General features: G+C 74.0%; 24 protein-coding genes. 5 read left to right on the forward strand and 19 right to left on the reverse strand.

Features of this window, described 5'->3' with window-relative positions:
• Window positions 1-10 precede the first annotated feature (10 nt).
• The 9 genes from ELX43_RS12340 to ELX43_RS12380 form a co-directional block, all read right to left on the reverse strand.
• Window positions 11-1,423, reverse strand: coding sequence for a V-type ATP synthase subunit B (locus ELX43_RS12340; protein ID WP_127783688.1), 1,413 nt, complete (start codon window positions 1,421-1,423; stop codon window positions 11-13).
• The gene (locus ELX43_RS12345) at window positions 1,420-3,171 is read right to left on the reverse strand and encodes a V-type ATP synthase subunit A (protein ID WP_164860653.1); all 1,752 of its coding nucleotides are present in this window, start codon (window positions 3,169-3,171) and stop codon (window positions 1,420-1,422) included. The genes ELX43_RS12340 and ELX43_RS12345 overlap by 4 nt, the downstream gene beginning before the upstream one ends.
• Window positions 3,168-3,710, reverse strand: a complete 543-nt coding sequence (locus ELX43_RS12350; RefSeq protein ID WP_127783690.1) for a V-type ATP synthase subunit E family protein — start codon at window positions 3,708-3,710, stop codon at window positions 3,168-3,170. The genes ELX43_RS12345 and ELX43_RS12350 overlap by 4 nt, the downstream gene beginning before the upstream one ends.
• Window positions 3,707-3,928 carry a V-type ATP synthase subunit F gene (locus tag ELX43_RS12355; protein ID WP_127783691.1) on the reverse strand — a complete coding sequence of 74 codons (222 nt, stop codon included), beginning with the start codon at window positions 3,926-3,928 and terminating at the stop codon, window positions 3,707-3,709. Before ELX43_RS12355 ends, ELX43_RS12350 begins: the two co-directional genes overlap by 4 nt.
• Window positions 3,929-3,931: 3 nt before the next feature.
• Window positions 3,932-4,360 (reverse strand): ATP synthase subunit C, encoded by a 429-nt coding sequence (locus ELX43_RS12360; protein WP_127783692.1) that lies wholly within the window; start codon window positions 4,358-4,360, stop codon window positions 3,932-3,934.
• A 38-nt stretch (window positions 4,361-4,398) separates the two neighbouring features.
• Entirely contained in the window at window positions 4,399-5,754 is a 1,356-nt protein-coding gene (locus tag ELX43_RS12365; RefSeq protein WP_241248933.1) for a V-type ATPase 116kDa subunit family protein, read from the reverse strand.
• Entirely contained in the window at window positions 5,741-6,688 is a 948-nt protein-coding gene (locus tag ELX43_RS12370) for a hypothetical protein (protein ID WP_127783693.1), read from the reverse strand. The genes ELX43_RS12365 and ELX43_RS12370 overlap by 14 nt, the downstream gene beginning before the upstream one ends.
• On the reverse strand, window positions 6,685-7,125 hold the full coding sequence (locus ELX43_RS12375) for a hypothetical protein (protein ID WP_127783694.1): 441 nt from the start codon (window positions 7,123-7,125) through the stop codon (window positions 6,685-6,687). Before ELX43_RS12375 ends, ELX43_RS12370 begins: the two co-directional genes overlap by 4 nt.
• 80 nt (window positions 7,126-7,205) lie before the next feature.
• The gene (locus tag ELX43_RS12380; protein WP_127783695.1) at window positions 7,206-7,661 is read right to left on the reverse strand and encodes a riboflavin kinase; all 456 of its coding nucleotides are present in this window, start codon (window positions 7,659-7,661) and stop codon (window positions 7,206-7,208) included.
• Between the two features lie 232 nt (window positions 7,662-7,893).
• Here ELX43_RS12380 and ELX43_RS12385 point away from each other — a divergent pair, with 232 nt between their 5' ends.
• The 3 genes from ELX43_RS12385 (at window position 7,894) to ELX43_RS12395 (ending at window position 11,104) form a co-directional block, all read left to right on the forward strand.
• Window positions 7,894-8,781, forward strand: a complete 888-nt coding sequence (locus ELX43_RS12385; RefSeq protein ID WP_127783696.1) for an SDR family oxidoreductase — start codon at window positions 7,894-7,896, stop codon at window positions 8,779-8,781.
• 70 nt (window positions 8,782-8,851) lie between these two features.
• Window positions 8,852-10,681, forward strand: a complete 1,830-nt coding sequence (locus tag ELX43_RS12390; RefSeq protein WP_127783697.1) for an NAD(P)/FAD-dependent oxidoreductase — start codon at window positions 8,852-8,854, stop codon at window positions 10,679-10,681.
• 51 nt (window positions 10,682-10,732) lie between these two features.
• Entirely contained in the window at window positions 10,733-11,104 is a 372-nt protein-coding gene (locus ELX43_RS12395; RefSeq protein WP_127783698.1) for a DUF4259 domain-containing protein, read from the forward strand.
• A 10-nt stretch (window positions 11,105-11,114) separates the two neighbouring features.
• Here the strand turns inward: ELX43_RS12395 and ELX43_RS12400 are convergent, their stop codons facing one another.
• Window positions 11,115-11,864: an SDR family oxidoreductase gene (locus tag ELX43_RS12400; protein WP_127783699.1), complete on the reverse strand. Its 750-nt coding sequence runs from the start codon at window positions 11,862-11,864 to the stop codon at window positions 11,115-11,117.
• Window positions 11,865-11,987: 123 nt separating this feature from the next.
• Here ELX43_RS12400 and ELX43_RS17655 point away from each other — a divergent pair, with 123 nt between their 5' ends.
• Window positions 11,988-12,494, forward strand: coding sequence for a hypothetical protein (locus tag ELX43_RS17655; protein ID WP_241248934.1), 507 nt, complete (start codon window positions 11,988-11,990; stop codon window positions 12,492-12,494).
• A 116-nt stretch (window positions 12,495-12,610) separates the two neighbouring features.
• On the forward strand, window positions 12,611-13,618 hold the full coding sequence (locus ELX43_RS17660) for a MarR family transcriptional regulator (RefSeq protein WP_164860654.1): 1,008 nt from the start codon (window positions 12,611-12,613) through the stop codon (window positions 13,616-13,618).
• A 6-nt stretch (window positions 13,619-13,624) separates the two neighbouring features.
• On the opposite strand, the gene ELX43_RS12410 is transcribed toward ELX43_RS17660, so the two are convergent.
• Genes ELX43_RS12410 through ELX43_RS12450 form a run of 9 tightly spaced genes read right to left on the reverse strand, consistent with a single transcriptional unit; the run spans window position 13,625 to window position 24,481 of the window.
• Window positions 13,625-14,857 carry a cytochrome P450 gene (locus ELX43_RS12410; RefSeq protein WP_241248935.1) on the reverse strand — a complete coding sequence of 411 codons (1,233 nt, stop codon included), beginning with the start codon at window positions 14,855-14,857 and terminating at the stop codon, window positions 13,625-13,627.
• 17 nt (window positions 14,858-14,874) lie between these two features.
• Window positions 14,875-15,780 carry an SDR family NAD(P)-dependent oxidoreductase gene (locus tag ELX43_RS12415; protein ID WP_127783702.1) on the reverse strand — a complete coding sequence of 302 codons (906 nt, stop codon included), beginning with the start codon at window positions 15,778-15,780 and terminating at the stop codon, window positions 14,875-14,877.
• Window positions 15,781-15,798: 18 nt separating this feature from the next.
• A complete protein-coding gene (locus ELX43_RS12420) occupies window positions 15,799-16,743 on the reverse strand; it encodes an SMP-30/gluconolactonase/LRE family protein (RefSeq protein WP_127783703.1) in 945 nt (314 codons plus the stop codon).
• A gap of 60 nt (window positions 16,744-16,803) precedes the next feature.
• Window positions 16,804-18,303 (reverse strand): AMP-binding protein, encoded by a 1,500-nt coding sequence (locus ELX43_RS12425; RefSeq protein ID WP_346773850.1) that lies wholly within the window; start codon window positions 18,301-18,303, stop codon window positions 16,804-16,806.
• A gap of 22 nt (window positions 18,304-18,325) precedes the next feature.
• The gene (locus tag ELX43_RS12430) at window positions 18,326-18,622 is read right to left on the reverse strand and encodes a hypothetical protein (RefSeq protein WP_127783705.1); all 297 of its coding nucleotides are present in this window, start codon (window positions 18,620-18,622) and stop codon (window positions 18,326-18,328) included.
• 52 nt (window positions 18,623-18,674) lie between these two features.
• Window positions 18,675-19,799 carry a MaoC family dehydratase N-terminal domain-containing protein gene (locus tag ELX43_RS12435; protein ID WP_127783706.1) on the reverse strand — a complete coding sequence of 375 codons (1,125 nt, stop codon included), beginning with the start codon at window positions 19,797-19,799 and terminating at the stop codon, window positions 18,675-18,677.
• 27 nt (window positions 19,800-19,826) lie between these two features.
• Complete coding sequence (locus ELX43_RS12440; RefSeq protein WP_127783707.1) at window positions 19,827-22,130, reverse strand: CoA transferase; 2,304 nt, start codon at window positions 22,128-22,130, stop codon at window positions 19,827-19,829.
• A complete protein-coding gene (locus ELX43_RS12445; RefSeq protein ID WP_164860655.1) occupies window positions 22,127-23,245 on the reverse strand; it encodes an acyl-CoA dehydrogenase family protein in 1,119 nt (372 codons plus the stop codon). Before ELX43_RS12445 ends, ELX43_RS12440 begins: the two co-directional genes overlap by 4 nt.
• 51 nt (window positions 23,246-23,296) lie before the next feature.
• Window positions 23,297-24,481 carry an acyl-CoA dehydrogenase family protein gene (locus ELX43_RS12450; protein WP_127783709.1) on the reverse strand — a complete coding sequence of 395 codons (1,185 nt, stop codon included), beginning with the start codon at window positions 24,479-24,481 and terminating at the stop codon, window positions 23,297-23,299.
• Window positions 24,482-24,611: the final 130 nt, after the last annotated feature.

Below are 24,611 nucleotides of genomic sequence, written 5' to 3' on the forward strand. Positions count from 1 at the left end.
GCGGCACCCCTCAGCCCTGCTCGCCGGCGGGTCGGTAGTGCTCGTCCAGCAGGGCCACCGGCAGCATGGTCAGCTCCCGCCGGGGCAGCACGCCCAGTGCGTCCCAGGCCCGGTCCAGGGTGTCGTCCAGGCTGCGGGCCTCGTCCCGGCGCTGGTTCAGCAGGTGCTGCTCCACCCGCGTCTGGTAGCGCAGGTAGGCGTGGTCGGTGTCGCTGAGCGCGTCCTCGCCCACCAGCTCGGCCAGCTCGCGCACCTGGCGGGCGCGGGCCAGGGCCGACATCACCTGCGCCGCCACGTCCAGGTGGTCAGCGCGGGTGCGCCCGGGGCCGGCGCCCTTGCGCATCAGCCGGGACAGCGAGCTCAGCGGGTCCACCGGCGGGTACACCCCGGCCGCCTGCACCTCCCGGGAGAGCACCACCTGGCCCTCGGTGATGTAGCCGGTGAGGTCGGCGACGGGGTGGGTGATGTCGCCGGCGGGCATGGTCAGCACCGGCAGCACCGTCACCGAGCCGGCCGTGCCCCGGATCCGGCCGCAGCGCTCGTACAGCGAGGCGAGGTCGCTGTAGAGGTAGCCGGGGTAGGCGCGGCGCCCAGGGATCTCCCCGCGGGCGGCCGACACCTCGCGCAGCGCCTCGGCGTAGGCGGTCATGTCGCTCATCACCACCAGCACGTGCCGGCCGGTGTCGAAGGCCAGGTGCTCGGCCACGGTGAGCGCGATGCGCGGGGTCTGGATGCGCTCGATCACCGGGTCGTCGGCGGTGTTGAGCAGCAGCACCAGCTCGCTCTCCGCCGAGCGGGCCTCCAGCGCGTCGCGCACCGCGGCCGCGTCGGTGTTGGTCAGCCCCATCCCGGCGAAGACCACCGAGAACGGCTCGTCACCCACGGTGGCCTGGGCGGCGATCTGGGTGGCCAGCTCCAGGTGCGGCAGGCCGGCCACGGAGAACACCGGCAGCTTCTGCCCGCGCACCACGGTGTCCAGCGCGTCGATGGCGGAGACCCCGGTGAGCACGGCGTCGGCCGGCGGGTCGCGCCACGTGGGGTTGAGCGGCGCCCCCGAGATGGGCGCGGTGGTGGTGCCGAAGATGGGCGGCCCGCCGTCGATGGGGCGACCGCGCCCGTTGCACACCCGCCCCAGCCAGTCGGTGCCCACCGGGATGCGGAAGGCCGCACCGGTGAACGCCACCCGGGTGCGCCCGGGCAGGATGCCGCGGGTGCCCTCGAGCACCTGCACCACCACCCGGTCGCGGTCCACCTCCAGCACCAGGCCGTTGCGGGTCTCGCCGCTGCCCAGCTCGATCCGCGCCGCCTCGTCCCAGCCGACGCCGCGCACGCCGCGCACCACCAGCAGCGGGCCACGCACCTCGGCGACGTCGGTGTACTGCACCGTCCCCAGGTCGGTGGCGGCGTGCTCGGCGGCGCTCATGCGTCGCCGTCCTGGCCCAGCCCGTCCTGTTGCAGCCCGTCCAGCCGGGCCAGCACCTCGTCCAGGTGGGCCTGCACCCCGGCGGCGTCGGTGGGGCCGGTCTCCTGTGCCGCCCGCAGCAGCGGCCCGTAGTCCAGCTCCTCCACCCGGCCCGGCGGCACCCCGGCGGCCACCAGCGCCTGGCAGCGGTCCACCACCGTCAGCACCGCCGCCAGCAGTGCCGCACCCTTGGCCGTGGAGCAGAACGCGTCGTTCCGGCTGAGCGCGCTCTGCTGCAGCACCCCCTGGCGCAGCAGCGAGCCGGCCAACATCACCATCCGCTCCGCCCCGGGCAGCGAGGCCGCGCCCACCAGCTCGGCCAGGGCGGTGAGGCGGTCGGCGTCGGCGAGGTAGCCCAGTGCCCGCTCCCGGCGCTGCGCCCAGCCCGGGTCACCGCCGGCGGCGTGCCACCCGCCCAGCGCCGCGGCGTCGCGGGAGAACGACCCCGCCCAGGCCACCGCCGGGTAGTGCCGGGCGTAGGCCAGGTCGCGGTCGAGCGTCCACACCTCGCGCACGAACCGCTCGGTGTGCGCGGTGACCGGCTCGGTCATGTCCCCACCGGCGGGTGAGACCGCGCCCAGGATGGTGACCGACCCGGTACGCCCGCCGAGGGTGCGCACGTGCCCGGCCCGCTCGTAGAAGGCCGCCAGCGCCGAGGCGAGGTGCGCGGGGTAACCCTCCTCGGCAGGCAGCTCGCCGGTGCGGGAGGCGAGCTCGCGCAGCGCCTCGGCCCACCGCGAGGTGGAGTCGGCGATGAGCACCACGTGGTAGCCCATGTCCCGGAAGTACTCCGCCACGGTGACGCCGCTGTAGACGCTGGCCTCGCGGGCCATCATCGGCATGTTGGAGGTGTTGGCGATGACCACGGTGCGCAGGATCAGCCGGTCGCCGGTGCGCGGATCCTCCAGCGCCGACAGCTCGGCCACCACGTCGGCCATCTCGTTGCCGCGCTCGCCGCAGCCGACGTAGACGATGACGTCGGCGTCGCACCACTTGGCCACCTGCTGCAGCAGCATGGTCTTGCCGGTGCCGAAGCCGCCGGGCACCGCCGCGCTGCTGCCCCGGGCGACCGGGAAGAGCAGGTCCAGCACGCGCTGCCCGGTGTGCAGGCCCTCCGGGTGGTAGATCCGCTCGCGGTACGGGCGGGCCTGGCGCACCGGCCACTGCGGGCTCATCGGCACCCCCACCCCGGCCACCGTGGCCAGCACCGCGTCGTCGGGGTGCGCACCCGGCGCGGCGACCTGCTCCACCGTGCCCGCCACCCCCGGAGGCGCGAGCACGCTCACCCGCAGCGGTCCGGCGGTGGCCACGGTGCCCAGCTCGTCGCCGGAGCCCACCACGTCGCCCACCGCGACGGTGGGGGTGAACGCCCAGGTGCGCGCCGGCGGCGGGGCGCTGGCCTGCCCCGGGGTGAGCCAGGTGCCGGCGTCGGCCAGCGGGCGCAGCAGCCCGTCGAACACCGCGCCCAGCAGCCCCGGTCCGAGCCGCGCCGACAGCGGTGCGCCCTGCGGCTGCACGGGGGCACCCGGGCCCAGGCCGCCGGTCTCCTCGTAGGCCTGCACGGTGAGCTCGTCGTCGGCGATGGCCACCACCTCACCGGGCAGCCGGTGCTCCCCCAGCAGCAGCACCTCGTTCATCGCCACCGCCGAGCCGGGCTCGTCCTGCACCCCGACGAGCGAGCCGGCGACCCGAAACACTCTTGCGCTCACGGTGATTCACCAGCCCCAGCGGAGTCCGTGGCCCACAGCCCCTCGACCTCGCTGCCCAGGCCCTCGAGCACCTGCGCGGCGACGTCGTCCAGGGTGAGCACCAGCAGCCGACCGTCCGCCTCCGCCCGCACCCCGCCCTCCGGTGGCTCGCTGATGCGGGCGTGCTCGCCGAGCACCTGCCGGGCGTGGGCGACCAGCCGCTGCCGCCAGGCCGGGAAGGCGGGGTCCTCGCGCAGGGCCGGCAGCGCGGCGCGGACCTGCGCACGCAGGTCGTCGTAGGCCTGCTGGCGGGCGGCGAGCACCACCTCGCGGGCGTCGCGCCGGGCGCGGGAGCGGGCCGTGGCCTGCAGCGCCGCCGCCTCGGCCTCGCCCTCGCGGCGGGCGGCGGCCACCACCGCCTCGGCGTCGCGGCGGGCCTGGGCGTCCACCTGCGCGGCGTGCTCGCGGGCTGCGGCCAGCTGCGTCTCGGCCTCGGCGCGGGCGTGGTCGAGCACCGCGCGGCGCACCGGCTCCAGCGGGTCGCGCACCGGGGTGCTCATCCGGGCAGCACCGCCGTCAGCGGTGGCCGGCCCACCGGCCGGAGCTCGGCCAGGGCGGCCGCGGCGGCCGCGGTGAGCAACACCAGCTCCACGTCGGCGGGCAGCTGCCGCCAGGCGTGCCGCACGGCCGCGTCGTCCTCGGCGGCCAGCACGGTGGCGCCGGCCAGCGCGTAGCCCACGCAGGCCGTGCGCTGGCCGATCACAGCGACGCGGCCCACCGCTCACGCCTGCCCGATGAGGATGATGGCGATGATCAGCCCGTAAATGGCGATGCCCTCGGCCAGCCCGACGATCACCATGGAGCGGCCGAACAGCTCAGGACGCTCGCTCATCGCGGCCAGCGCCGCCGCCCCTGTGTAGGCCACCGCCACCGCGGCGCCCAGCGACGACCCGGCCACCGCGATGGCGGCACCCAGCAGGGCCGCCCAGGTGTCGCCGTCGGCGGCGGCCTGGGCGGTGACGGTGGAGGCCTGGGCGGCGCCGGGTCCGATCGCGGCCAGCACGGTCAGCGCCACCAGCCCCAGCACGAACAGCACCGCGTTGGCCGCCACCAGCACCCGCACCGCCGCTCGTCCGCGCCGGCGCAGCAGCAGCCGGGTGGCGGCGAACCCGCCGAGCAGGACGGGCAGGGCCAGCAGCCAGGCGATCATGCGCGAGGGTCTGGTGGTCGCAGCACGGCGTCCTCCGATCAGACGCTCGCGGGCGGGGCGGCGTCCCTGTCGATGGTAGGTCGGGCCATTCCGTCGGAGCCCGGCTCCGGGCGCCAGGGACGAAACGGTCGCCCCTCGGTGGTGAACACCCGGGAGAACAGCTCGTAGTACTCCAGCCGCAGCGCCTGCACCCCGGCCACCAGCGCCTCCAGGGCGAAGGCCACCGCGTTGCCCAGCGCGAAGACGACCACGGCGGCGAGCACCGCCACCCCACCCAGGTCCCACAGGCTGGTGGTGCCGTCCCACACCACCTCGCCCAGCGCGGCGTGGGTGAGCCCGAACGCGGCCAGCCGGGCGAACGAGATGAGGTTGGTGCCCACTCGCATCACCGCGTCGAACACCTCCACCGCGGCCTGGGTGAGGCCCGCGGCGCCGCCGCCCGCGGTGGCCACGAAGCCCAGGAACGCCAGCGCCACCCCGGCCACGATCACCACCGCGCCCACCACCACCAACCAGGTCAGGTCCGCCCACAGCGCCAGCACGACCAGCCCGAGCCCGGCCAGCAGGGCGGCTCCGGCGATGCCGGTGGCCGAGGACAGCGCCAGCGGCCAGCCGCCCTCCCGCCAGCGGTTGACGATGCCCAACACCTGGGCGCCAGCCAGCAGCACCGCGCCGATGCCCAGGGCAACCACCAGCAGGGTGATCGGCTCCTCCAGCGGCTGCAGCCACAGCGTGGGCACCACGCCGGTGGGGCCGAAGCACTCCCCGTAGAGCAGCCCGAACACCGCCGCCGCGAGGCCGCAGCCCACCACCAGCGGCCACACCACCCGGAAGCGGGCGAGCTGACGGGGCTTGCCGGCGGCCATCAGCAAGCCGAGGAGCACCAGCAGCGCGCCGTGGCCGACGTCGCCGAACATCATCCCGAACATGAAGACGTAGGCACCGCCGGCGAGCAGGCTGGGGTCGAGGTCGGCGTAGGGCACCGTGCCGTACACCTGCACCAGCGGGCTCATCGACTGTCGCACCGTGCTGCCGGGCTGCAGCATGGTGGGCGGGTCCACACCGCGGGGCCGGCGCAGCGGCACCACGGCGCCGCCGAGGTCGGCGAGGTCATCGGCCAGAGCGGGCACCGCGGCCGCCGGCATCCAGCCCAGCAACCCGTCCACCTCCCCGCGCCGCACCGCGCCGGCGGCCACGGTGTCCAGGTGGGGCTGGGCCTGCGCGCCCGCGTCTCGCCCCTCCCCGGGCAGCTCCAGCTCCACCGTGCCTGCGGCCCGCACGTGTAGCAGCACCTCCGGCAGCTGCTCGTGCGGAGCGAGCAGGGCCACCCGCTCCATCCGCACCGGCACCTGCCCGCTCGCCCGCTGGGGCCGGACCCGCTCACGCGACGGCATCGAAGGCCTCCAGCACCGCGCCGCTGCCGCCACGCGCGGCGCACTCCAGGGCCGCGCGCACCCGCCAGGCGTCCACGGCCAGCACCCCGATCACCCCCACCACCGGCCGGCGGCCGTAGCCGGAGCCGCGCAGCAGCGCGAAAGCCTCGTCCTCCACCCGCAGCCACCAGCGCGCCTCGGCCCGCCACAGCTCAGCCGGCTCCGCCACCCCCTCGAGCACCCAGGCGATAGCACTGGGCAGGCTCGCCCGCACGGCGTCCAGGTCCTCCGGCGCCGTGGTGACGGTCGCGGCGAACGCGGGGCTCACCACCGCGGACGCCTGCGTCAGCACGCTGGGCGGCACCGGCTCGCCCGCGACGGCCACGCGGCGCAGCACCTGCAGCACCGCCGCCGCCCGCGCCCAGGTGGCCGCCTCGGGCACCCGCGCGGCCACCGCATCGGCCCAGGCCAGGCGCAGCGCCAGCTGCAGCTCGTCCACCGCGGCGCCGGCCCGCACCCGCCACGGTGACGCCTCCAGCACTGCCTGCGCGGAGGGCACGCTGGTGGCGGCGGCCAGCCGCTGCCCGGCGACGTCCAGGGTGCCCAGCGCGAAGGGCTCCGCTGTCGTCGCCGAGCCCTGCAGCCGGGCCAGGTGCGCCTCGACGTTGGCCACCTCGAAGCCACCGGCGAGGGTGCGCACCACCTCAGCGCCGTCGCGGGGCAGCCAGCCGGCGAGCACCCGCAGGTTCCACAGCACCGCGGCAGCCACCCCACGCTGGGCGGTGCGCAGGTCCTGGCCCACCGACACGTCGTGGCCGTAGGAGGCCTCGTGCAGCACCCCCAGCGCGGCGTCCAGGCTGGGCTGCTCGGCCAGGTGCCGCGCCCCGCCGGCACCGAGCCGTCGCTGGGCCAGCGCCCGGCCCCGCACCACCCCGGCCACCCAGGCGGTGCTCATCCGGTGGTCTGCTCCCGCAGCGCGGCGCGGGTGCCCGCCAGCACCCGGTGCACGTGCTCGGGCATGCGCTGCGCGGCGATGGCGCGGATCTGGGCGGCCTGCTGCTGCGCGGCGGCCAGCTCGGTGGCGGCCTCCTGCTCAGCCTGACGGGTGCCCTGCTGCACGGCCGCGGCCCGGGCGGCAGCGGCGTCGCGCTGGGCGGCGGCCGCGGTGGCCCGGGCGCGCTCGGCGGACTCGGTGCGCAGCTGCTCGGCCTGCTCGTGAGCCTGGCGGCGCAGCGCGTCGGCCTGCTGCTGCTCCGGCTGCAGCCGGGCCAGCACCGGTGCCAGCTCGGCGGCGATCTCGACGGCCCGGTCGGCGGGGACTCCGCTGGCGGTAGCGGCACCGGGGGCGGCGGCCGCCTGGAAGCGCCGCAGGATGTCTCGTGGTCGCGGCACGGCGTCCTCCGATCGCCAGTGGCCCGCAGCGGCGGGGCACCCTCTCGATCGTAGGTCGCACCAGTGGCGCGAGGGTGGGCTCAGCCCGCCTGGGCGGAGCGCTCCTCGGTGATGGTGATGCCCTGCTCGGCGGCCCAGGCGCGGGCGTCCAGCACGTCCAGGCGCAGCTGCTCGATGAGCTCGGTGGAGCCGACGAAGCGCACCTGCGGCCGCAGGTGGGCGTGCAGGCGCACCAGCACGGTGGCCCCGTACAGGTCGCCGGTGAAGTCCAGCAGGAAGGCCTCCAGCAGGCGCTCGCCGTCCTTGCCGTAGTACGTCGGGCGGTGGCCCACCGACACCGCGGCCACGTGCACCGGGCCGTCGTTGGCCGGGTCGATCTGCACGGTGCCGGCCCACACGCCGTCGCTCAGCGCGTGGTCGGGCACGGCGACGTTGGCGGTGGGAAAGCCCAGCAGCCGGCCACGCTTGTCCCCGTGCTCGACCACCCCCTCGACGTCGAGCACCACAGCGTTGTCCTTGCCCGGCCTGATGGCCATGCGCTCCTCCAGCGGTCCGCGGGGGCGCTCCCCGTCACCCGCGGAAAGTACACGCCGCCAGCGCCCGCGCCCGGGCACGCGTGGCGCGGCCACCGGGCCGGGACCACCGGTCGGTGCGCTGACCTGCGCCGATGCCTCGTGCGGTGTCTTCTTCCACTGAGCGGACCTTGCGCTCACGCTGCGCCGAAGGCAGGTTCACCAGGGTTGCCCCGCCCGCGCCAGGAGGACGCCGATGAGCACCGACCACGCACAGCTGCTCGCCGGGAAGGTCGCCGTCGTCACCGGATCCAGCCGTGGCATCGGGTTGGCGGTGGCGCACGCCCTGGCCGCCGAGGGGGCGCGAGTGGTGCTCAACGGCCGCGACGCGGCGACCGCCGAGCGAGCTGCCGCCCAGGTGGGTGGCGGTGCCGTGGCGGTGCCCGGGTCGGCTGCCGACCACGCCGTGGCCGCCCAGCTGGTGGACACCGCGGTGGCGGTGCACGGCGGGCTGGACGTGCTGGTCAACTGCGCCGGAGCTGCGGAGCCGGCGGGCTCGTCCATCCTGGACATCTCCCCCGCCGACTGGCAGGAGCTGCTGGACAGCCACCTCACCTCCACCTTCGCCACCTGTCGCGCGGCGGCGCCGGTGCTGCGGGAGCGGGGCGGTGGCGTCATCGTGAACACCAGCTCGCACGCCTTCACCGGGATGTACGGCGGCACTGGCTACGCCGCGGGCAAGGGCGGGGTGAACAGCCTGACGCTGGCCCTGGCCCGGGAGCTGCGCGAGCACGGCATCCGGGTGAACGCCGTGTGCCCCGGCGCCCGCACCCGGTTGTCCACCGGCGACGACTACACCCAGCACGTGCAGCGGCTGCACCAGCGGGGGCTGCTGGACGAGGTGACCCTGGCGGCGTCGCTCGCCCCGGCGCCACCGGAGTACGTGGCGCCGCTGTACACCTACCTGGCCAGCGACCTCTCCGCCGGCGTGAGCGGCGAGGTGCTCTCCGCGGCGGGCTGCTACCTGGGCCGCTTCGCCCCGCCGGCGGAGACCCTGCTCGGCTGGCGCGACCACTCCGACAGCCCGCCCTGGACCCCGGCCGAGGTGGCCGCCCAGCTCGCCACGGCGGGCCTCGGCGACTAGTCCCGCTCTTGTGGCGTGAGTCACAACGGCGGTCCTATGCTCGCAGGGCTGAACCCGCTGGGAGGTCCCCATGAGCACCGACACCGCCCCGCTCGGCACCGCCACCACCGACCCGCAACAGCGGGTGGACGCCTGGCTCGCCGACTTCGACCAGGCCCTGCACGACCGGGACGTGGACCGGGCGGCCGGGATGTTCGCCGCCACCAGCTTCTGGCGCGACCTCGTCGCCTTCTCCTGGAACCTCACCACGGTGGAGAACCCGGACGGGGTGGCCGACCTGCTGCGCGCCACGCTGGCGGACACCGACCCGCACGGCTTCGCCACCGAGGAGCCGCCCGAGGACGCCGACGGCGTCACCACCGCCTGGATCACCTTCGCCACCGCGGTGGGCCGCGGCCGCGGGCTGCTGCGCCTGGTGGAGGAGGACGGGCCCAAGGCGTTCACCCTGCTCACCACCCTCTACGAGCTGACCGGCTTCGAGGAGCCGCGCGGCACCCAGCGGCCGATGGGCGCCGAGCACGGGGCCAACAAGGAGCGGCTGACCTGGCTGGAGCGGCGGCAGAAGGAGGACGCCGAGCTGGGCACCGTCACCCAGCCCTACGTGCTGGTGGTCGGCGGCGGGCAGGGCGGCATCGCCCTGGGCGCGCGGCTGCGCCACCTGGACGTGCCTGCTCTGGTGATCGACAAGCACCCCCGCCCGGGCGACCAGTGGCGCGGGCGCTACAAGTCGCTGTGCCTGCACGACCCGGTCTGGTACGACCACCTGCCCTACCTGAAGTTCCCGGACAGCTGGCCGGTGTTCGCGCCCAAGGACAAGATCGGCGACTGGCTGGAGTCCTACACGCGGGTGATGGAGGTGCCCTACTGGACCAGCACCCGGGCGCTGAGCGCGTCCTACTCCCCCGAGGCCGGCGAGTGGACGGTGGAGGTGGAGCGCGACGGCGCCCCGCTCACCCTGCGCCCGAAGCACCTGGTGCTGGCCACCGGCATGTCCGGCAAGCCCAACGTCCCGACGCTGCCGGGCCAGGACGTCTTCCGGGGCGCGCAGCACCACTCCTCGGCGCACCCCGGACCGGACCCGTTCGTGGGCAAGCGGGTGGTGGTGGTCGGCAGCAACAACTCCGCCTTCGACATCTGCGGGGCGCTGTGGGAGAACGGCGTCGACGTCACCATGGTGCAGCGCTCGTCCACCCACATCGTCAAGAGCGCCAGCCTGATGGAGATCGGGCTGGGGGCGCTGTACTCCGAGCAGGCGCTGGCCAACGGGATCACCACGGAGAAGGCCGACCTGATCTTCGCCTCGCTGCCCTACCGGATCATGCACGAGTTCCAGATCCCGCTGTACCAGCAGATGGCCGAGCGCGACCAGGACTTCTACGCCCGACTGGAGGCCGCCGGCTTCGACCACGACTGGGGCGAGGACGGCTCGGGGCTGTTCATGAAGTACCTGCGCCGCGGCTCGGGCTACTACATCGACGTGGGCGCGGCCGACCTGGTGGCCAACGGTGACGTGCGGCTGGCCAAGGGACAGGTGGACCACCTCACCACCGACGCCGTGGTGCTGGCCGACGGCACCGAGCTGCCCGCCGACGTCGTCGTCTACGCCACCGGCTACGGCTCGATGAACGGCTGGGCGGCCGACCTGATCAGCCAGGAGGTGGCCGACCGGGTGGGCAAGGTGTGGGGGCTGGGCTCGGACACCACCAAGGACCCCGGGCCGTGGGAGGGCGAGCAGCGCAACATGTGGAAGCCCACCCAGCAGGAGGCGCTGTGGTTCCACGGCGGCAACCTGCACCAGTCGCGGCACTACTCGCTCTACCTCGCGCTGCAGCTCAAGGCCCGGCTGGAGGGCATCTCCACCCCGGTGTTCGGCCTGCAGCCGGTGCACCACCTCAGCTGAGGCTCGGCCCCAACGCTTGTGGCGCAAGGCAATCGGGCATCATGGCCCGCCATGGGCGCATGGGGAACGGAAATCTTCTCGGACGACACCGCAGCGGACGTGCGCGGTGACTACCGCGAGCTCCTGGAGGACGAGGTGCCCGACGAGGAGGCCACCCGCCGGGTCGTCGCCGAGTACCAGTACCTCGACCAGGACCAGGCGCACGTGCTGTGGCTGGCACTGGCGGCCGCGCAGCACCAGGTCGGACGCCTGGACGAGGAGGTACGGCGCCGCGCCCTCGACGTCATCGACTCGGGCGAGGGGCTCCAGCTGTGGGAGGAGGCGGGCTCGACGGAGCTGGCAGGGCGCAAGGCCGCGCTGGCGGCGCTGCGGGAGCAGCTGACCGGCCCCCAGCCAGCCCGCAAGACCCTGCGGCGCCCGTAGCGCGGTCGCCTCAGCTGGTGCGGGTGGACATGGCGGTGAGCAGCTGGTCGTAGTGGCCGTCCCGGGTGGCGAAGCGCAGCGGCTTCACCCGGTCCACCAGGATCTCCTTGGCGTCGGGCTGCTCCTGCAGCAGCCGCATGGTCTCGCTGAGGAAGTCCTCCAGCGGCATCGCCCGCTCGCTGTCCTGCTGGCCGTTCAGCGTGGTGCGCACCGCCGGGGGCACCAGCTCGATCACCTGGATCGAGGTGTCGGCCAGCTGCACGCGCAGGCTCTCGGTGTAGGAGTGCATCGCGGCCTTGGTCGCGTCGTAGGTGGGCGTGGCCGGCAGCGGGACGAAGGCGAGCCCGGAGGAGACCGTGATGATCGCGGCCTGCTCCTGGCGCGCCAGGAACGGGATCAGCGGGGTGAGGGTGCGGATGGGTCCCAGCAGGTTGGTGGCGACGGTGGCCTCGGCGATGGCCAGGTGACCGGGGTCCAGCAGGTTCTCCGGCTGCATGATGCCGGCCATGGTGATCACCACGTTGAGGTCCGGGTGCTCCCTGGTCACCGAGTCGACGACGCTGCGGATGGACTCCGGGTCCTGCACGTCCAGCACAACGGTCTCGATGCCGTCGTGCCGCGCAGCAAGCTGGTCCAGCAGGTGCTGGCGGCGGCCGCTGATGATCACCCGGTTGCCACGGTCGCGCAGCCGCAGGGCAAGCCCCAGGCCGATCCCCGAGGTGCCGCCGGTCATGAAGATGGTGTTGCCGTGCAGGTTCACGATTCAGCCCTCCCTGGCCGTGGACGGGTGCGGCACCCGCCGGTTCCAGTCTGGCCCGCAGCCCCCTGACCTGCTGAGAGAGCGCGTCTACTCTGGAGAACCACCGTCGTGAGGAGCTGCGCCATGAAGCTGCGGAACCTGCCCACCCGACTGGCCACCGGCGGTTTCATCCTCCACTCGGGCCTGGAGAAGTGGAACCTCCCGCCCGAGGGGGCCGCGGGCTACCACGGGATGGCCGTGGGGGCCTTTCCCTTCCTCGGCAAGGTGGAGGCACCAACGTTCGTCCGCGCGCTGGCCTGCGCCGAGGTGGCGGTGGGTGGGCTGCTGCTCGCCCCGTTCGTGCCCGCCGCGGTGGCCGGCGCGGCGCTCACCGGGTTCTCCGCCGGGCTGGTGACGATGTACCTGCGCACCCCCGCGCTGCGCCAGGAGGACAGCATCTGGCCCAGCCAGGACGGGATCGCCGTGGCCAAGGACGTCTGGATGCTGGGCATCGGGCTGGGCCTGCTGCTCGACGCCGCACCGGGCACGCACCACGGGCACGCGCACGCGCACCGGGCGCTCGCTGCGCACCCGCACGAGCACCACGGGAGCTGCCACCGCCCGCACCCCGGGCTGGCGCACGCCCGGTAGCCGGACCACTCCCACCCCCGTGGCCAGTGCGTTCCCTGGCGGCTGCGCGCTGTCATAATTCGCGCACAGCAGAGCGCTGCACCCGTGCAGCGTCGTCACCAGAGAAGGAGCCGTGCGTGGCCCAGCCCTCTCGCGTCGACGGACCTGAGCTGGAGCGGATCACCATCGGCCTGGTGAACGCGGTCGCCTACTCCTCCAGCAGCCGCTTCCACGCCCGGCTCTTCAGCAGCGCCACCAACCTGGTGCTGCCCAGCGCCGACATCCGCTTCCTGGAGCACCTGCGCGGCCGCGGACAGGTGGCCACCAGCAGCATCGCCACCGCCATCGGCATCGACATCTCCCAGGCCAGCCGGCAGGCCAGCCGGCTGGAGGCCCTCGGCCACGTGGTGCGCACCGCCGACCCGGCCGACCGCCGGCGCACGCTGGTGGCGCTGTCCGCGGAGACCTCCGCGGTGCTCGACCGCTGGCTGCTGACCTGGGCGGCCGACTACGCCCGCCCGGTGGCGGACTGGCCCGAGGCGGACCGCACCGACCTGGCGGCGTGGTTCACCCTGGTGCACCGCTGCCTCGCCCGGTCGCTGCCCCAGGTCGCCAGCTCCAACGCCGCTGAGCACTGGCGCTCGCTCATCTCCACCGATGCCTACCCACCGGCCACTCGTGAGCTGCTCGCCGCCACCATCGGCCTGGTCTCCTGGGTGGCGCAGTCCGGCGGCTACAGCGAACTGCTCGCCACCCTGGACGCCCCGATCACCCAGCACGACTACCTGACCATGCGGCTGATCTCCCGGTTCGGGCCGCTCTCCCTCATCGACGTGGCCGAGCGCATGGCCATCGACCCCTCGCAGGCCAGCCGCCGCGCGCGTCGGCTCACCGAGCTGGGCCTGGTCACCCGCGCGGTGAACGCCCGCGACCGGCGCAGCAACCTGGTGCAGGTCTCCGCCGCCGGCGCCGACCTGGAGCGGCGGGTGCGCAGCCGTCAGCTCAGCCTGTTCCGGTGGGTGCTGGAGCCGGTGTCGGACACCCAGCGCACCCGCCTCACCCCGCTCACCAGCCGGTACGTGACGCGCCTGCTCACCGAGACGCCCGCCCTGCCCGAGGCTGCCCTGGACGGCGCCGCGGTCTGAGCGCCCCTACCAGGAGACGGGCAGCACCGAGATCGGCTGGCTCAGGTGGTCGTAGTTGATCGTCGGGGTGCCCGCCAGCCGCAGCTGCGGCAGCCGCTTGAACAGCTCGGCGATGGCCACCTGCATCTCCATCCGGGCCAGCGGGGCGCCCAGGCAGTGGTGCAGCCCGTAGCTGAGCGTCAGGTGCGGGTTGTGCTCCCGGGTGATGTCGAAGGTGCTCGGGTCGGGCAGCGCGATCCCGTCGTGGGCGGTGGCCGCGGGGTCCACCAGCACGGCCTCGCCCTGGGCCACCAGCTGGCCGTCGATCTCCACGTCCTCGGTGGCCAGCAGCGGCACCAGCCCACCCCCGCCAGGCACGTCCAGGCCCATCTCGAAGCGGCCGCGGCGCAGGATCTCCTCCACCGCGGTGGGCGCCAGCCCGTCCACGTCGGTCATCAGCAGCTCGCGGGCACCGGCGTGGTTGAGCAGGGACAGCACGCCCAGGCAGATGAAGTTGGCGGTGTTGTCGAAGCCGGCGATGATCAGCAGCAGCGCGATGGAGAGGATCTCCTGGTCGGACAGGGAGTCGTCGGTGTCGGTGGCGTGCGCCAGCACGCTGAGCAGGTCCTCCGCCGGGTCGTTGCGGCGGGTCTCGATGAGCGCCGCCATGTACCCGCCGAGCTCGATCATGTTGGTCATCACCTCCTCCTCGGTCATGCCGGCCACCGCGAGCATCGACGAGCTCCACCGCTCGAACTTCACCCGGTCGGCCATCGGCACGCCGAGCAGGTTGCTCAGCATCTGCATGGGCAGCGGCACCGCGTAGTCGTGCACCAGGTTGGCGCTGGTTCCCGCAGCCACCATCGTGTCGATCAGCTCGTTGGCGTAGACCACGGCCGCGTCGCGCATGGCCTGCACGGCCCGAGGCGAGGTCGCCTGCTGCACCAGGCGGCGCAGCTTGGTGTGCTCCGGCGGGTCCTCGAACTGCAGGGTGGCCTTGAGGAAGTCGGGGAACTCCACGAAGTAGGGCACCACCCGCTCGCCGGTGCGGAACGGCTCCCGGACGAAGCGCCGGTCGCGCAGCATGCTCCGCGCGGCCGCGGTGCGGTGGATGACCCAGGCCTCGCCGCCGAAGGGCATGGTCACCTTGGTCATCGGCCGGTCGGCGGCGATCTGGCGGTAGCGCTCGGCGGCCTCGCTGGCCGCGACCGGCGCGAACGGGTAGTCGAGGGGCACGCTGGGTGCAGCTGAGGTGCTCACGGGAGTCTCCTGGTTGCTCATGCGGCCGGCTCCGGCACCGGCACGGTCTGCACGAGGGAGCCCTCGGGCAGGGTCATCACCTGGTCGACGTTGGCGGCGACGCTCTCGATCGACAGCTCGGGGTCGTGGAAGCCCGCGGAGTTCACGATCGCCATCCGGTTGACGAACCCGCCCGCGACGTTGAACACCTCGCCGGTGACCGCGCAGCTGGGGTGCACCAGGTAGGCCCCCACCGGGGCGACCAGGCGGGGCAGCAGGGCGGTGCGCATGTACTCCACCACCTCCGGTGCCAGCGAGTCGTTGGACGCCTCGGACAGCCGCGTGCCGCCGGCGCCGGGGGCCACCGCGTTGACCTTGATGCCGGCGGCGGCACCCTCCAGGGCCAGGTTGCGGGTGAGCCCGAGCACCGCGCCCTTGGAGCTGCCGTAGTGCACCATCTGCGGGTTGCCCAGCATGGCTGCGGAGATGGAGTTCACGACGCGTCCGGTGCCGCTGGCGCGCAGGTGCGGCCAGGCGTGCTTGGCCAGCCACACCGAGCCATAGAAGTGCACGTCCAGGTGGCGCTGGTACTCCTCGCGGGTGAGCGCCTCGAAGGACGCCAGGTGCAGCACGCCCGCGTTGTTGATCACGCTGTCCACCCCACCGAAGGCGTCGGCGACGGCGTCCACGATGCGGGCGGCGCCCCGCTCGTCGGCGACGTCCTCGCGCAGGGCGATGGCGGTGCCGCCGGCGCGGGTGATCTCCTCGACCACCGCGGCCGCCGGGTCGTCACCGTCCACTCCAGACCCGTCCACGGTGGCACCCAGGTCGACCACGGCCACCTGGGCACCGCGGGAGGCGAGCAGCAGGGCGTACTCCCGGCCGATGCCACGTCCCGCCCCGGTGACGACGACGCTGCGTCCGGTGAAAGTCAGGTTGTCCACGACGTGGCTCCTCTCGGGTCAGGGACGGCTGGTGCCGGCGCTGTAGGTGGTCTTGGCGGTCCAGATCGATCCCTGGCCCTCGGCGCGGGACTTGTCCCGGTCGAAGACCTCCATGCCGGCGCAGACGTAGAGCCTGCTGCGGTCGGCGCCGCCGAGGACACAGGCCACCCCCATGGCCTCCTCCATCGGCAGCGTGATGGCGTCGGTCATCTCGCCGCCCTCGACGAACCGGGCGACCACGCCGGAGCCGGGCATGGCGGTCCAGACCCCGCCCTGGGCGTCCAGGCAGATGCCGTCGGGCAGCCACGGGGTGGGGGCGAACACGCGTCGGTTGCTCAGCGCGCCGTCGGGGCCGCGGTCCAGCACGGTGAGGCAGTTGGCCAACACCTCGGCCACGACCACCCGGGTGCCGTCGGCGGTGATGGTGATGCCGTTGCCGGAGGCCAGCTCGCCGAGCTCGGACAGCGCCCGCACCGACCCGTCCGGCTCGACGACCAGCAGGGCGCTGTTGCGGGCGTCCTCGCCGTGCAGCATGTCGAAGCCCAGCTGGGTGACGTAGGCGCGCCCGTCGGCGTCGACGACCATGTCGTTGACCGGGCCGACCGCGACCTCGCGGAGGTCGGCGTAGAGGTCCACCGACTGGCCGTCCCAGACCAGCACCACCCGCTCGTACATCGAGGTGACGACCAGGCGCCCGTCGGGCAGCCACCCCATCCCACCGAGGACGACTTCCTCGTCCACGGGTCCGGCGCCGGGCTGGGCACCGAGCGCCTTGCGGTCGCTGACGTCGAGGACCACCTCGAAGCCGCCGTCGCTGCCCTGCCGGAGCACCTGGTGGTTGTACATGTCGCCGAACCAGAAGGTGTCGTCGTGCCAGCGCGGGATCTCCGTCCAGGAGTAGCCGGAGGCCACCTTCTGCGCCGGCACCTCCCGTGCCTGCGCGACTGCGTCAGCGAGCTCCATGGTTCTCCTTCGTGGGGTCAGGTCAGGTTGTGACGGACGTTACATCTTGCGTGCGTTTGGTCAAGTAATTGCGGCGGAAGTGGGAGCAGCCGACTCCGCCTTCAGCACCCGGCGCAGCAGCTTGCCCATGTCGTTGCGGGGCAGGCCGGCCAGGAAGTGGATGCGGGCGGGCACGCGGCTGGAGCGCAGGTGCTCGGCCACCCAGCGCTGCGCCTGCTCGGCGTCGAGGGCCGCGCCCGCCCGCAGCACCACCGCTGCCACCGGGACCTCGCCCCACTGCTCGTCCGGGACGCCGTAGACGGCGACCTCCCCGACCGCGGGGTGGCGAGCCAGCACGTCCTCGATCTCCCCGGGTGAGAGGTTCTCCCCACCACGGACGATCACGTCGTCCAGGCGGCCCGCCACGAAGACGTAGCCCTGGTCGTCGATCCAGCCGCCGTCGCGGGTGGGGAACCAGCCCGCGTCGTCGGTGACCGAGGCAGCGGAGTACTCGCCGGAGACCTGCTCGCCCCGCACCCACAGCTCCCCCGCGGCGGTGGCGGCCACGGGGGCCCCGTGCGGGTCGCGCACCACGATCTCCACGCCGGGCAGCGGACGCCCCACCGACTCCAGCCGCCGCCGCACCGCGGGGTCCGCCGAGGCCAGCGCGGCGCGGTGGTCGTCCGGCCCCAGCACCGCCACCGAGGAAGTGGTCTCGGTGAGCCCGTAGGCGTTGACGAAGCTGACGTCGGGCAGCAGGCGCAGCGCCCGCTCGATCACCGGGCGCGGCATCCGGCCACCGCCGTAGGAGAGGTGGCGCAGCGCGGGCAGGCCGGAGCCGCGCGCCTCGAGCACCTCGACGATCCGGGCGAGCATGGTGGGCACGACCATGGCGTGCGTGACGTCCTGGGCCAGGGCCAGGTCCACCCAGGCGGCAGCCTCGAAGTTGGGCAGCTGGACGATGCGGCGTCCGCAGTAGACACCGGTGAGCAGCCCGGCCACGCCCGCCACGTGGTACGGCGGCACGCTGACCAGCGCGGCCTCCTCGGGCCCGGCGGAGAGCAGCTCGGTGGTGTTGAGCACGTAGGAGACCAGGTGGCGATGGCGCAGCACAGCCACCTTGGGCTTGCCGGTGGTGCCGCTGGTGTGCAGCAGCACCGCCGCCTGCTCGGGGTCCTGGTCGGCGTCGCGGGTCCACTCCGCGGCTCCGCCGGCACGTTGCAGGAAAGCCGCGGCACCGACGACGGCCACGTCGTCCGGCAGCGCGGGGTGTGCACCGGGCTCGTCGTGCAGCAGCGTGCTCGGCGCCTGGTCGGCCACCAGCGCGGCGAAGGGGTCCGCGGCGAGCCGGTAGCTGATCGGGGCGAAGCTGCGCCCGGCCAGCGCAGCGCCGAACAGCGCCACCGGGAAGGCCGGGGTGGCGGTGCCGGCGAACAGCAGCGGGCGGTGGGGCTGGTCGGCGAGCAGGGTGGCCGCTCCCCCGGCCAGCGTCCGCAGCTGGTGCAGGCTCAGGCCGGTGTCGCGGTCGCCGATCGCCACGCGGTCGGGGTCCACCCCAGCCACCATGTCCAGCAGCGTCACCAGGTTCACGGTGTCCTGCCCATCAGTCCGAGGAGGGCAGCGGCTTGGCCGCCTGCTCCGACAGCGGTTCCCCGTCCACCGACAGCGGGCCCGCGCCGGCCACCGTGCACAGCAGCTCCACCGAGCCTGCCTCGTCGCGGTAGCGCTTGCCCACCACCAGCGACTCGCCGCCCTCGGTGGCGCTGGTGCCGCTGGCACCGTCGGTGGTCATCGGGGCGCCGGCGCAGGCGAGCTCGACGTCACCGCCGGGTGCCCTGATCACGATCAGCTGGGCGGGCGACACCGCCGACACCAGCTTCAGTCCGGGCTTGAGCTGCATGGGAGTTCCTCCAGGAGCGGGGTAGGTGGCGCAGTGGGTAGGGGGCGCGGGCTCAGCCGTAGGGGGACGCGCCGAGGTCCGGCACGGTGGGGCTGAAGAGCACCGCGTGCGGGTCGGTCGCGCCGGCACGGGGCAGGCGCACCGTGGCCCTGGCGGTCGCGGTCTCCTGCTCGTCCTGGTTGACCACCGCGACGCGGACGTCCACGCGTCCCTCGCCCTCGTGGTCGTAGGTGCGCAGCACCCGGCCCACCACGGTGTTGGTGTCGCCGATGAGGTTGGGGCGGCGCAGCTGCGCACTCATGCTCAGCAGGTCGCCGGCGTCGCCCATCCAGTCCGCCACGATCTGGGCCAGCCAGGTGATCCGCTGCGGGCCGTAGTCGAAGGACGTGGACTGGGCGCGGCTGCGGCGGGCGTACTCCGGGTCGGCGCGACCGCCGGCGCCCATGTCGATGGTGCCCTCGTCCACCGCCCGGGAGCGGCTCATGGTCAGTGTGCCCAGGCTGAACAGATACAGCTCGGTGGTGGTGTAGGTGCCCTTGGGCAGTGCGGGCAGCTCGTCGCCGACAGCGACGTCCTCCCAGCACAGCGGCTGCGCGCCGCGACGGGTGCGCTGCCACACCAGCGGGTCCGGGGCCACCTGGGGTGCATCGGTGGTGCGGGCGGACTCCACGCCCTGTCCGGGGTTGGCGAAGCGGAGCATGTGGTTGGTCATGGACGCGACCAGCTCGGCGCGGTGGTTGTAGTAGTCGGTGCGGCCGGTGCACACCAGCGCCTCGCCCAGCTGGCGGCTGGCGGTGCGGCGCACGCCCACCGGGGTCTGGATGCTGCGCACCCGGTCGCCCAGCCACACCGGCCGGTGCCAGGTGACGTCCGCACCGAGGTAGAGGATGCTCAGGTCGTTCATGGACACCTCCTGCTGCGGGAGGTGGCCCCAGATGGAGGCGTTGGCGCCGAAGTCGATGGAGAACAGGAACGACGGCGAGGCCACCAGGCTGTGGTGGCGGGCGTCGCGGGCGTACTCGGCGTCGCGGTGCAGCGGGTTGTAGTCGCCGGACCCCTCGCTGTGGCGGGCCAGCCACTCGGTGGTCACCTCCCGCCAGGCCTTCAGCGGCAGCGGTTGGTGCAGCCCCTCGGTGTAGCGCTGCTCGAACTCCTCGAGCGTGGTGATGCGGGCCATCGTGCGGCGCTCCTCTTCCTCTGGTGGTCAGGATCCGTGCGGGGCGGTGCCGATGACGCCGAGCTCGGCCAGCCGGGCCAGCTCGGTCGGCCCGAGTCCCAGCTCGCCCGTGAGGATCTCCTCGTTGTGCTCACCCAGCAGCGGAGGGCGGCGGGTGAGCCAGCTGGGCTGGTCGGCTCGTCGGAAGGGCAGCGTGGGCAGCGGGACCACGCCGGCGTGCGGCACCTCGGTCAGCTCGAAGGAGCCGCGGGCGGCCAGGTGTGGGTGCGTGTGCACGAACCGCAGGTCGCGCAGCAGGGCCGCCGGGACCCCCCGGGCCAGCAGCCGCTCCACCGCCTCGGCCGCGTCGCGGTCGGCGACCCAGCCGGCCACCAGCTTCTCCAGCTCCTCGGCGCGGGCCTGGCGCCCGGCCCGGGTGCCCAGCTGTGGGTCCTCGGCCAGCGCGGTCAGCCCGGTGACCTCCAGCAGGGCGTGCCACTGGACGTCGGAGCTCACCGTCACGCCTACCCACCGCTGCTCGCCACGGGCGGCGAAGATGCCCTGCAGGTCGACGTCGTCGGCGCGGTTGCCCCGGCGCTCGAGCAGCTCCTGGTGCGCCGACCAGCGGATCACCTGCTCGGCGCTCATGGTCAGCGCCCCCTCGGCGAGCGCGGACTCCACCAGCACGCCCTCCCCCGTGGCGCGGGAGCGGCGCAGCGCCGCGGCCAGGGCGAAGAAGCAGCTGGCCCCGCCCATCGGATCTGCCGGACCCTGCGGGTTGGTGGGGTCGCCGCCGGGGTAGCCGGTGCGCCAGCACAACCCGGAGAACTGCTCCACCGTCTGGGCGTAGCCCACCATGTCGCGGCGCGGCCCGGAGAGGCCGAAGGCCGGCATCCGCAGCATCACCAGCCGGGGGTTCAGCGCGTGCACAGCCTCCCAGTCCAGGCCCACCGACTCCAGCACCCGCGGGGCGTAGTTCTCGATGAGCACGTCGGCCTCGCTGATCAGCCGCACCAGCAGCTCGCGACCCTCGGCGTGGGAGAAGTCGATGCTGACGTTGCGCTTGTCGAAGTTCACGCCGAGGTAGAAGTTGCCGCACTCCCACCAGTGGTCCTGGCTCTGCGGCACCCCGCCGAGGGTGCGGGAGCCGTCGATGCGGCGGGTGCTCTCCACCTTGACCACGTCGGCGCCGAACGCGCCCAGGGTGGACCCGACGTAGGCACCCACCCACCAGGTGCCCAGGTCGAGCACCCGCAGCCCGGCGAACGGCGCTCCGCTGCCCATGGCCACCGGGGCCGGCCCCGCCGCTGGGGCCGGGTCGGTGCTGCGGGCGGGACGCTGCCCGCCGAAGAGCATGGGCGGTTGCGGCACCAGGAACGTCTGCCCGGGCAGCGGCGCGTAGAAGCCGCGCTGCACCACCTGCTCGTCGGCCAGCACGGTCTGTCCGTTGTGGACGGGAGCGCAGGGGATGCGGAACTGCCCCGCCAGCGCCACGATCTCGGCCACCGTGTGCTGCACCGTCCACGCGCGCACCGCGGCGGTCCACTCGTCGTAGCGCAGGTAGCGGCCGATGAAGGTGCTCATCTGCTCGTCGGCCAGCCACTCCGGCCGCTCGATGAGCACGAGGAAGTCCTGGTGGTTCTGCGCCGACGCCAGGTTGAAGCCCACCCAGCCGTCCGCGGCGGGCTCCACGCTGGGCGAGAGCCGGACGCGGTGGGTGAAGGGCTCCTGCGGCGTCTTCACCACGGCGGCGGCGATGTCCTGGAAGAGGTTCATCGCGTAGGAGGTGACCTCGAGCAGGCAGACGTCGATCAGCCGGCCCTGCGGCCCACCCTGCAGCGCTGCGGTGGCGGCACCGGCGGCCATCGCCCCGGCCACCCACAGCGGCTCGGAGCTGCCGGTCATGATCGGGTGCGAGGCCATCGAGCCCCGCATGCTCATCGAGCCGGAGTCCACCTGCAGGGTGAACTCGCTCCACGGACGCCCGGTGCCCGACCACGGCCCGTCCAGTCCCCACGGGGTGATGACCACGACCACCGCGTCACCGAACCGGCTGAGCAGCTCCCCGACCGGGGCGTCGGGCAGCTCCAGCACGACGACGTCGACGCCGCGGGCGGCGGCGAGCGCGGGCAGCTCGGCGAGCTCGGCCGTGGCCGTGTCCTTGCCGTGGTGCAGGAAGAGGTCCATCTCGGCGCCCTTGCCCAGCGACGCCGCACCGCCCACCCGGGTGACTGACGCGCCGACGTCACGCAGCAGCCGGCCGGCGTAGGCCCCGGCGATGGAGTCCGACCACTCCAGCACCCGGAGACCAGCCAGCGGCGCGACCAGCGGGGGCACGGCCGGCGCGCTCACTGCGCCACCGCCACGAGGTCGCCCAGCTCGGCCAGCCGCTGTGGACCGCCGCCGAGGGCGAGCGCGCCCTGCCGCAGCGCCAGGTAGTGCACGTGCAGCGGGTATCCGAGGTCGACGCTGGTGCCGCCGTGCAGGTGCATGGTCGCCTCCCCCACCCGCGGCGGCGCCTCGGTGGCCCAGCACGCGGCGATGGCCAGCGCCTCGGTCACCTCCTGCTCGTCGGCGTGCTGCTGGTCCAGCAGCCACACCGCGCGCCAGGCGGTGAGCCGCACGGCGGTCACGTCCAGGTAGGCGTCGGCCACCCGGTGGGCCACCGCCTGGAAGCTGCCCAGCGCCCGCCCGAACTGGGTGCGCTCGGTGACGTGGCTGGCAGTGAGCGCCAGCGCGGCCTCGCAGCTGCCCAGCAGGCTGATGCAGGCGGCGGCCACGGCGCGCTCGCGCACCCAGCGCACCCCGGCCGCGTGGGCCCCCGGTGCCACCAGCACGTCGTCGGCGGGCACCCGCCAGCCCTCCACCTGCAGGTGCCAGCGCGGTCGTCGGTCGACGGAGGACTGGGGCTGCCGGCGCACCGCGGCAGCGGCGGGGTCGAGCAGGAACAGCCCCCGGCCCCCGTCGTCGTCCACCGCCTCCACCAGCACCCGCTCGGCGACGTCGGCCAGCGGCACGTGCCCCACCGCGCCGTCCAGCCGCCAGCCGTCGCCGTCGCGGTGGACCCGCAGGCTGGGCACGTGGCCGGGCTCGGTGCGCAGCGCCGAGGACAGCACCAGCGTGCCCGCGCAGAACGGGGCGAGCAGCCGCTGCTGGGCGGGAGTGCCCAGCCGGGCCAGCGCGCCCGCCGCGTGCACCACCGACTCCAGCAGGAACAGCCGGGCGCCGGCGCGAGCGGCCTGCTCCACCACCAGGCAGAGCTCCACGAACCCGGCGCCGCTGCCGCCGTGCTCCTCGCCGACGGCGATGCCCAGCAGCCCGGCGTCAGCCAGGTCCTGCCAGAGTGCCTGGTCGAGCCAGTCCTCGGGGGCCACCAGCACGGTCGGCGGGGCTGAGCGACGCTTGCTGATGATCTGCTCGGCGAGGTCGCGCACGTCGCGCTCCTGCTCGTTGAGGACGTAGTCCACTCCGGTCTCCGGTCTCTGGTTCGGGTTTGGCTGCACAGCTCTCGGGGCTGGTCAGCGCTTGCTGCGGGGCAGGCCCAGGCCCATCTGGGCGACGATGTCGCGCTGGATCTCGTTGACCCCGCCGATGAAGGTCATGACGTTGGAGTGGCTGGCTGCCTTGGCCAGCACGCCACCGGCGACGTGTCCGGGTGAGTCGGCGTCCAGGCCCACGTCCAGCCCCACCACCTCGTTGAGCAGCAGGCGCGAGCGACCGAACAGCTCGGAGCCGAACACCTTGGCCGCCGAGGCGTCGGCCGCCTTCAGCTGGCCGGCGTCCACCTCGGTGGCTAGCTTGGCGTTGAGCAGCCGGAGGAACTCCACGTCGGCGCGCACGCGGGCCAGGTGCGTGCGCACCCAGGGCTGGTCGATGACGGCCGTGCCGTCGCTGCGGTGGGCGTGCTGGGCCCACGCGGTGACCTGGGCCAGCGCTCGCTCGACCGGCGCCGAGGAGACCAGTGCGACCCGCTCGGAGTTGAGCTGGCCGGTGATCACCCGCCAGCCGTTGTTCTCCCCTCCGATGCAGGCCTCCAGCGGAACCCGCACGTCGTCGAAGCCGACCGCGGCCACGGAGTGCCCACCGAGGGTGTCCAGCCGGGTGGAGGAGATGCCCTCGGCGTGGCGTGGCACCAGCAGCACGGAGACACCGGCGTGCTTGGCGGCGCCGGTGTCGGTGCGCACGGCCAGCCAGATGTAGTCGGCGGCCTCCATCATCCCGGTCCACAGCTTCTGCCCGTTGATGACGTAGGAGTCGCCGTCGCGCACCGCCCGCGTCTGCAGGGCCGCGAGGTCGGTGCCGGCGCCGGGCTCGGAGTAGCCGATGGCGAAGTGCAGCTCGCCGCGGAGGATGGCCGGCAGCAGGGTTTCACGCTGCTCGGCGGTGCCGTAGGCGGCGATCGCGGGTCCCACGCTGTTGATGGTGAGCAGCGGGGTGGGCACGTCGGCCAGCGCCGCCTCGTCGCTGAAGATCGCCTGCTCCACCATCGACAGCCCCTGCCCGCCGATGTTGCGCGGCCACCCGATCCCCAGCCAGCCGTCCGCGCCGAGGCGACGGATGACGGCGCGGTAGGCCTCGGTGGTGCCGGGTGCGTAGTGGCTCTCCCGCAGGTCGTGCCGGATCTGCGGGGTCATCACCTCGGCGAAGTAGTCGCGCAGCTCGGCGCGCAGCTGCGCCTGCTCGGTCGTCTCCGCGAGGTGCATGGGTTTCCTCCTGAGCAGGAACTTCGTTGATGAGGGGTACGTGACACCGGTCACCCGACGTGACTACAGTCACTCCAGCACTAATACGTGCGTTTGGTCAACTATCGCTTCCGCGACGTGGAAAGGACCG

The sequence above is a fragment of the Rhodococcus sp. X156 genome (assembly GCF_004006015.1).
Lineage (GTDB): Bacteria > Actinomycetota > Actinomycetes > Mycobacteriales > Mycobacteriaceae > X156.

Excerpts from the sequence above, each read along its gene's own strand:
- ELX43_RS12340 (WP_127783688.1), bottom strand. The coding sequence starts at position 1,423 with ATGAGCGCCGCCGAGCACGCCGCCACCGACCTGGGGACGGTGCAGTAC.
- ELX43_RS12435 (WP_127783706.1), bottom strand. The coding sequence starts at position 19,799 with ATGGCCCGCATCACCACGCTCGAGGAGTTCGAGCAGCGCTACACCGAG.
- ELX43_RS12370 (WP_127783693.1), bottom strand. The coding sequence starts at position 6,688 with ATGAGCACCGCCTGGGTGGCCGGGGTGGTGCGGGGCCGGGCGCTGGCC.
- ELX43_RS12390 (WP_127783697.1), top strand. The coding sequence starts at position 8,852 with ATGAGCACCGACACCGCCCCGCTCGGCACCGCCACCACCGACCCGCAA.
- ELX43_RS12420 (WP_127783703.1), bottom strand. The coding sequence starts at position 16,743 with ATGGAGCTCGCTGACGCAGTCGCGCAGGCACGGGAGGTGCCGGCGCAG.
- ELX43_RS12395 (WP_127783698.1), top strand. The coding sequence starts at position 10,733 with ATGGGCGCATGGGGAACGGAAATCTTCTCGGACGACACCGCAGCGGAC.
- ELX43_RS12365 (WP_241248933.1), bottom strand. The coding sequence starts at position 5,754 with ATGCCGTCGCGTGAGCGGGTCCGGCCCCAGCGGGCGAGCGGGCAGGTG.
- ELX43_RS12385 (WP_127783696.1), top strand. The coding sequence starts at position 7,894 with ATGAGCACCGACCACGCACAGCTGCTCGCCGGGAAGGTCGCCGTCGTC.
- ELX43_RS12430 (WP_127783705.1), bottom strand. The coding sequence starts at position 18,622 with ATGCAGCTCAAGCCCGGACTGAAGCTGGTGTCGGCGGTGTCGCCCGCC.
- ELX43_RS12450 (WP_127783709.1), bottom strand. The coding sequence starts at position 24,481 with ATGCACCTCGCGGAGACGACCGAGCAGGCGCAGCTGCGCGCCGAGCTG.
- ELX43_RS17655 (WP_241248934.1), top strand. The coding sequence starts at position 11,988 with ATGAAGCTGCGGAACCTGCCCACCCGACTGGCCACCGGCGGTTTCATC.
- ELX43_RS12380 (WP_127783695.1), bottom strand. The coding sequence starts at position 7,661 with ATGGCCATCAGGCCGGGCAAGGACAACGCTGTGGTGCTCGACGTCGAG.
- ELX43_RS12360 (WP_127783692.1), bottom strand. The coding sequence starts at position 4,360 with ATGATCGCCTGGCTGCTGGCCCTGCCCGTCCTGCTCGGCGGGTTCGCC.
- ELX43_RS12350 (WP_127783690.1), bottom strand. The coding sequence starts at position 3,710 with ATGAGCACCCCGGTGCGCGACCCGCTGGAGCCGGTGCGCCGCGCGGTG.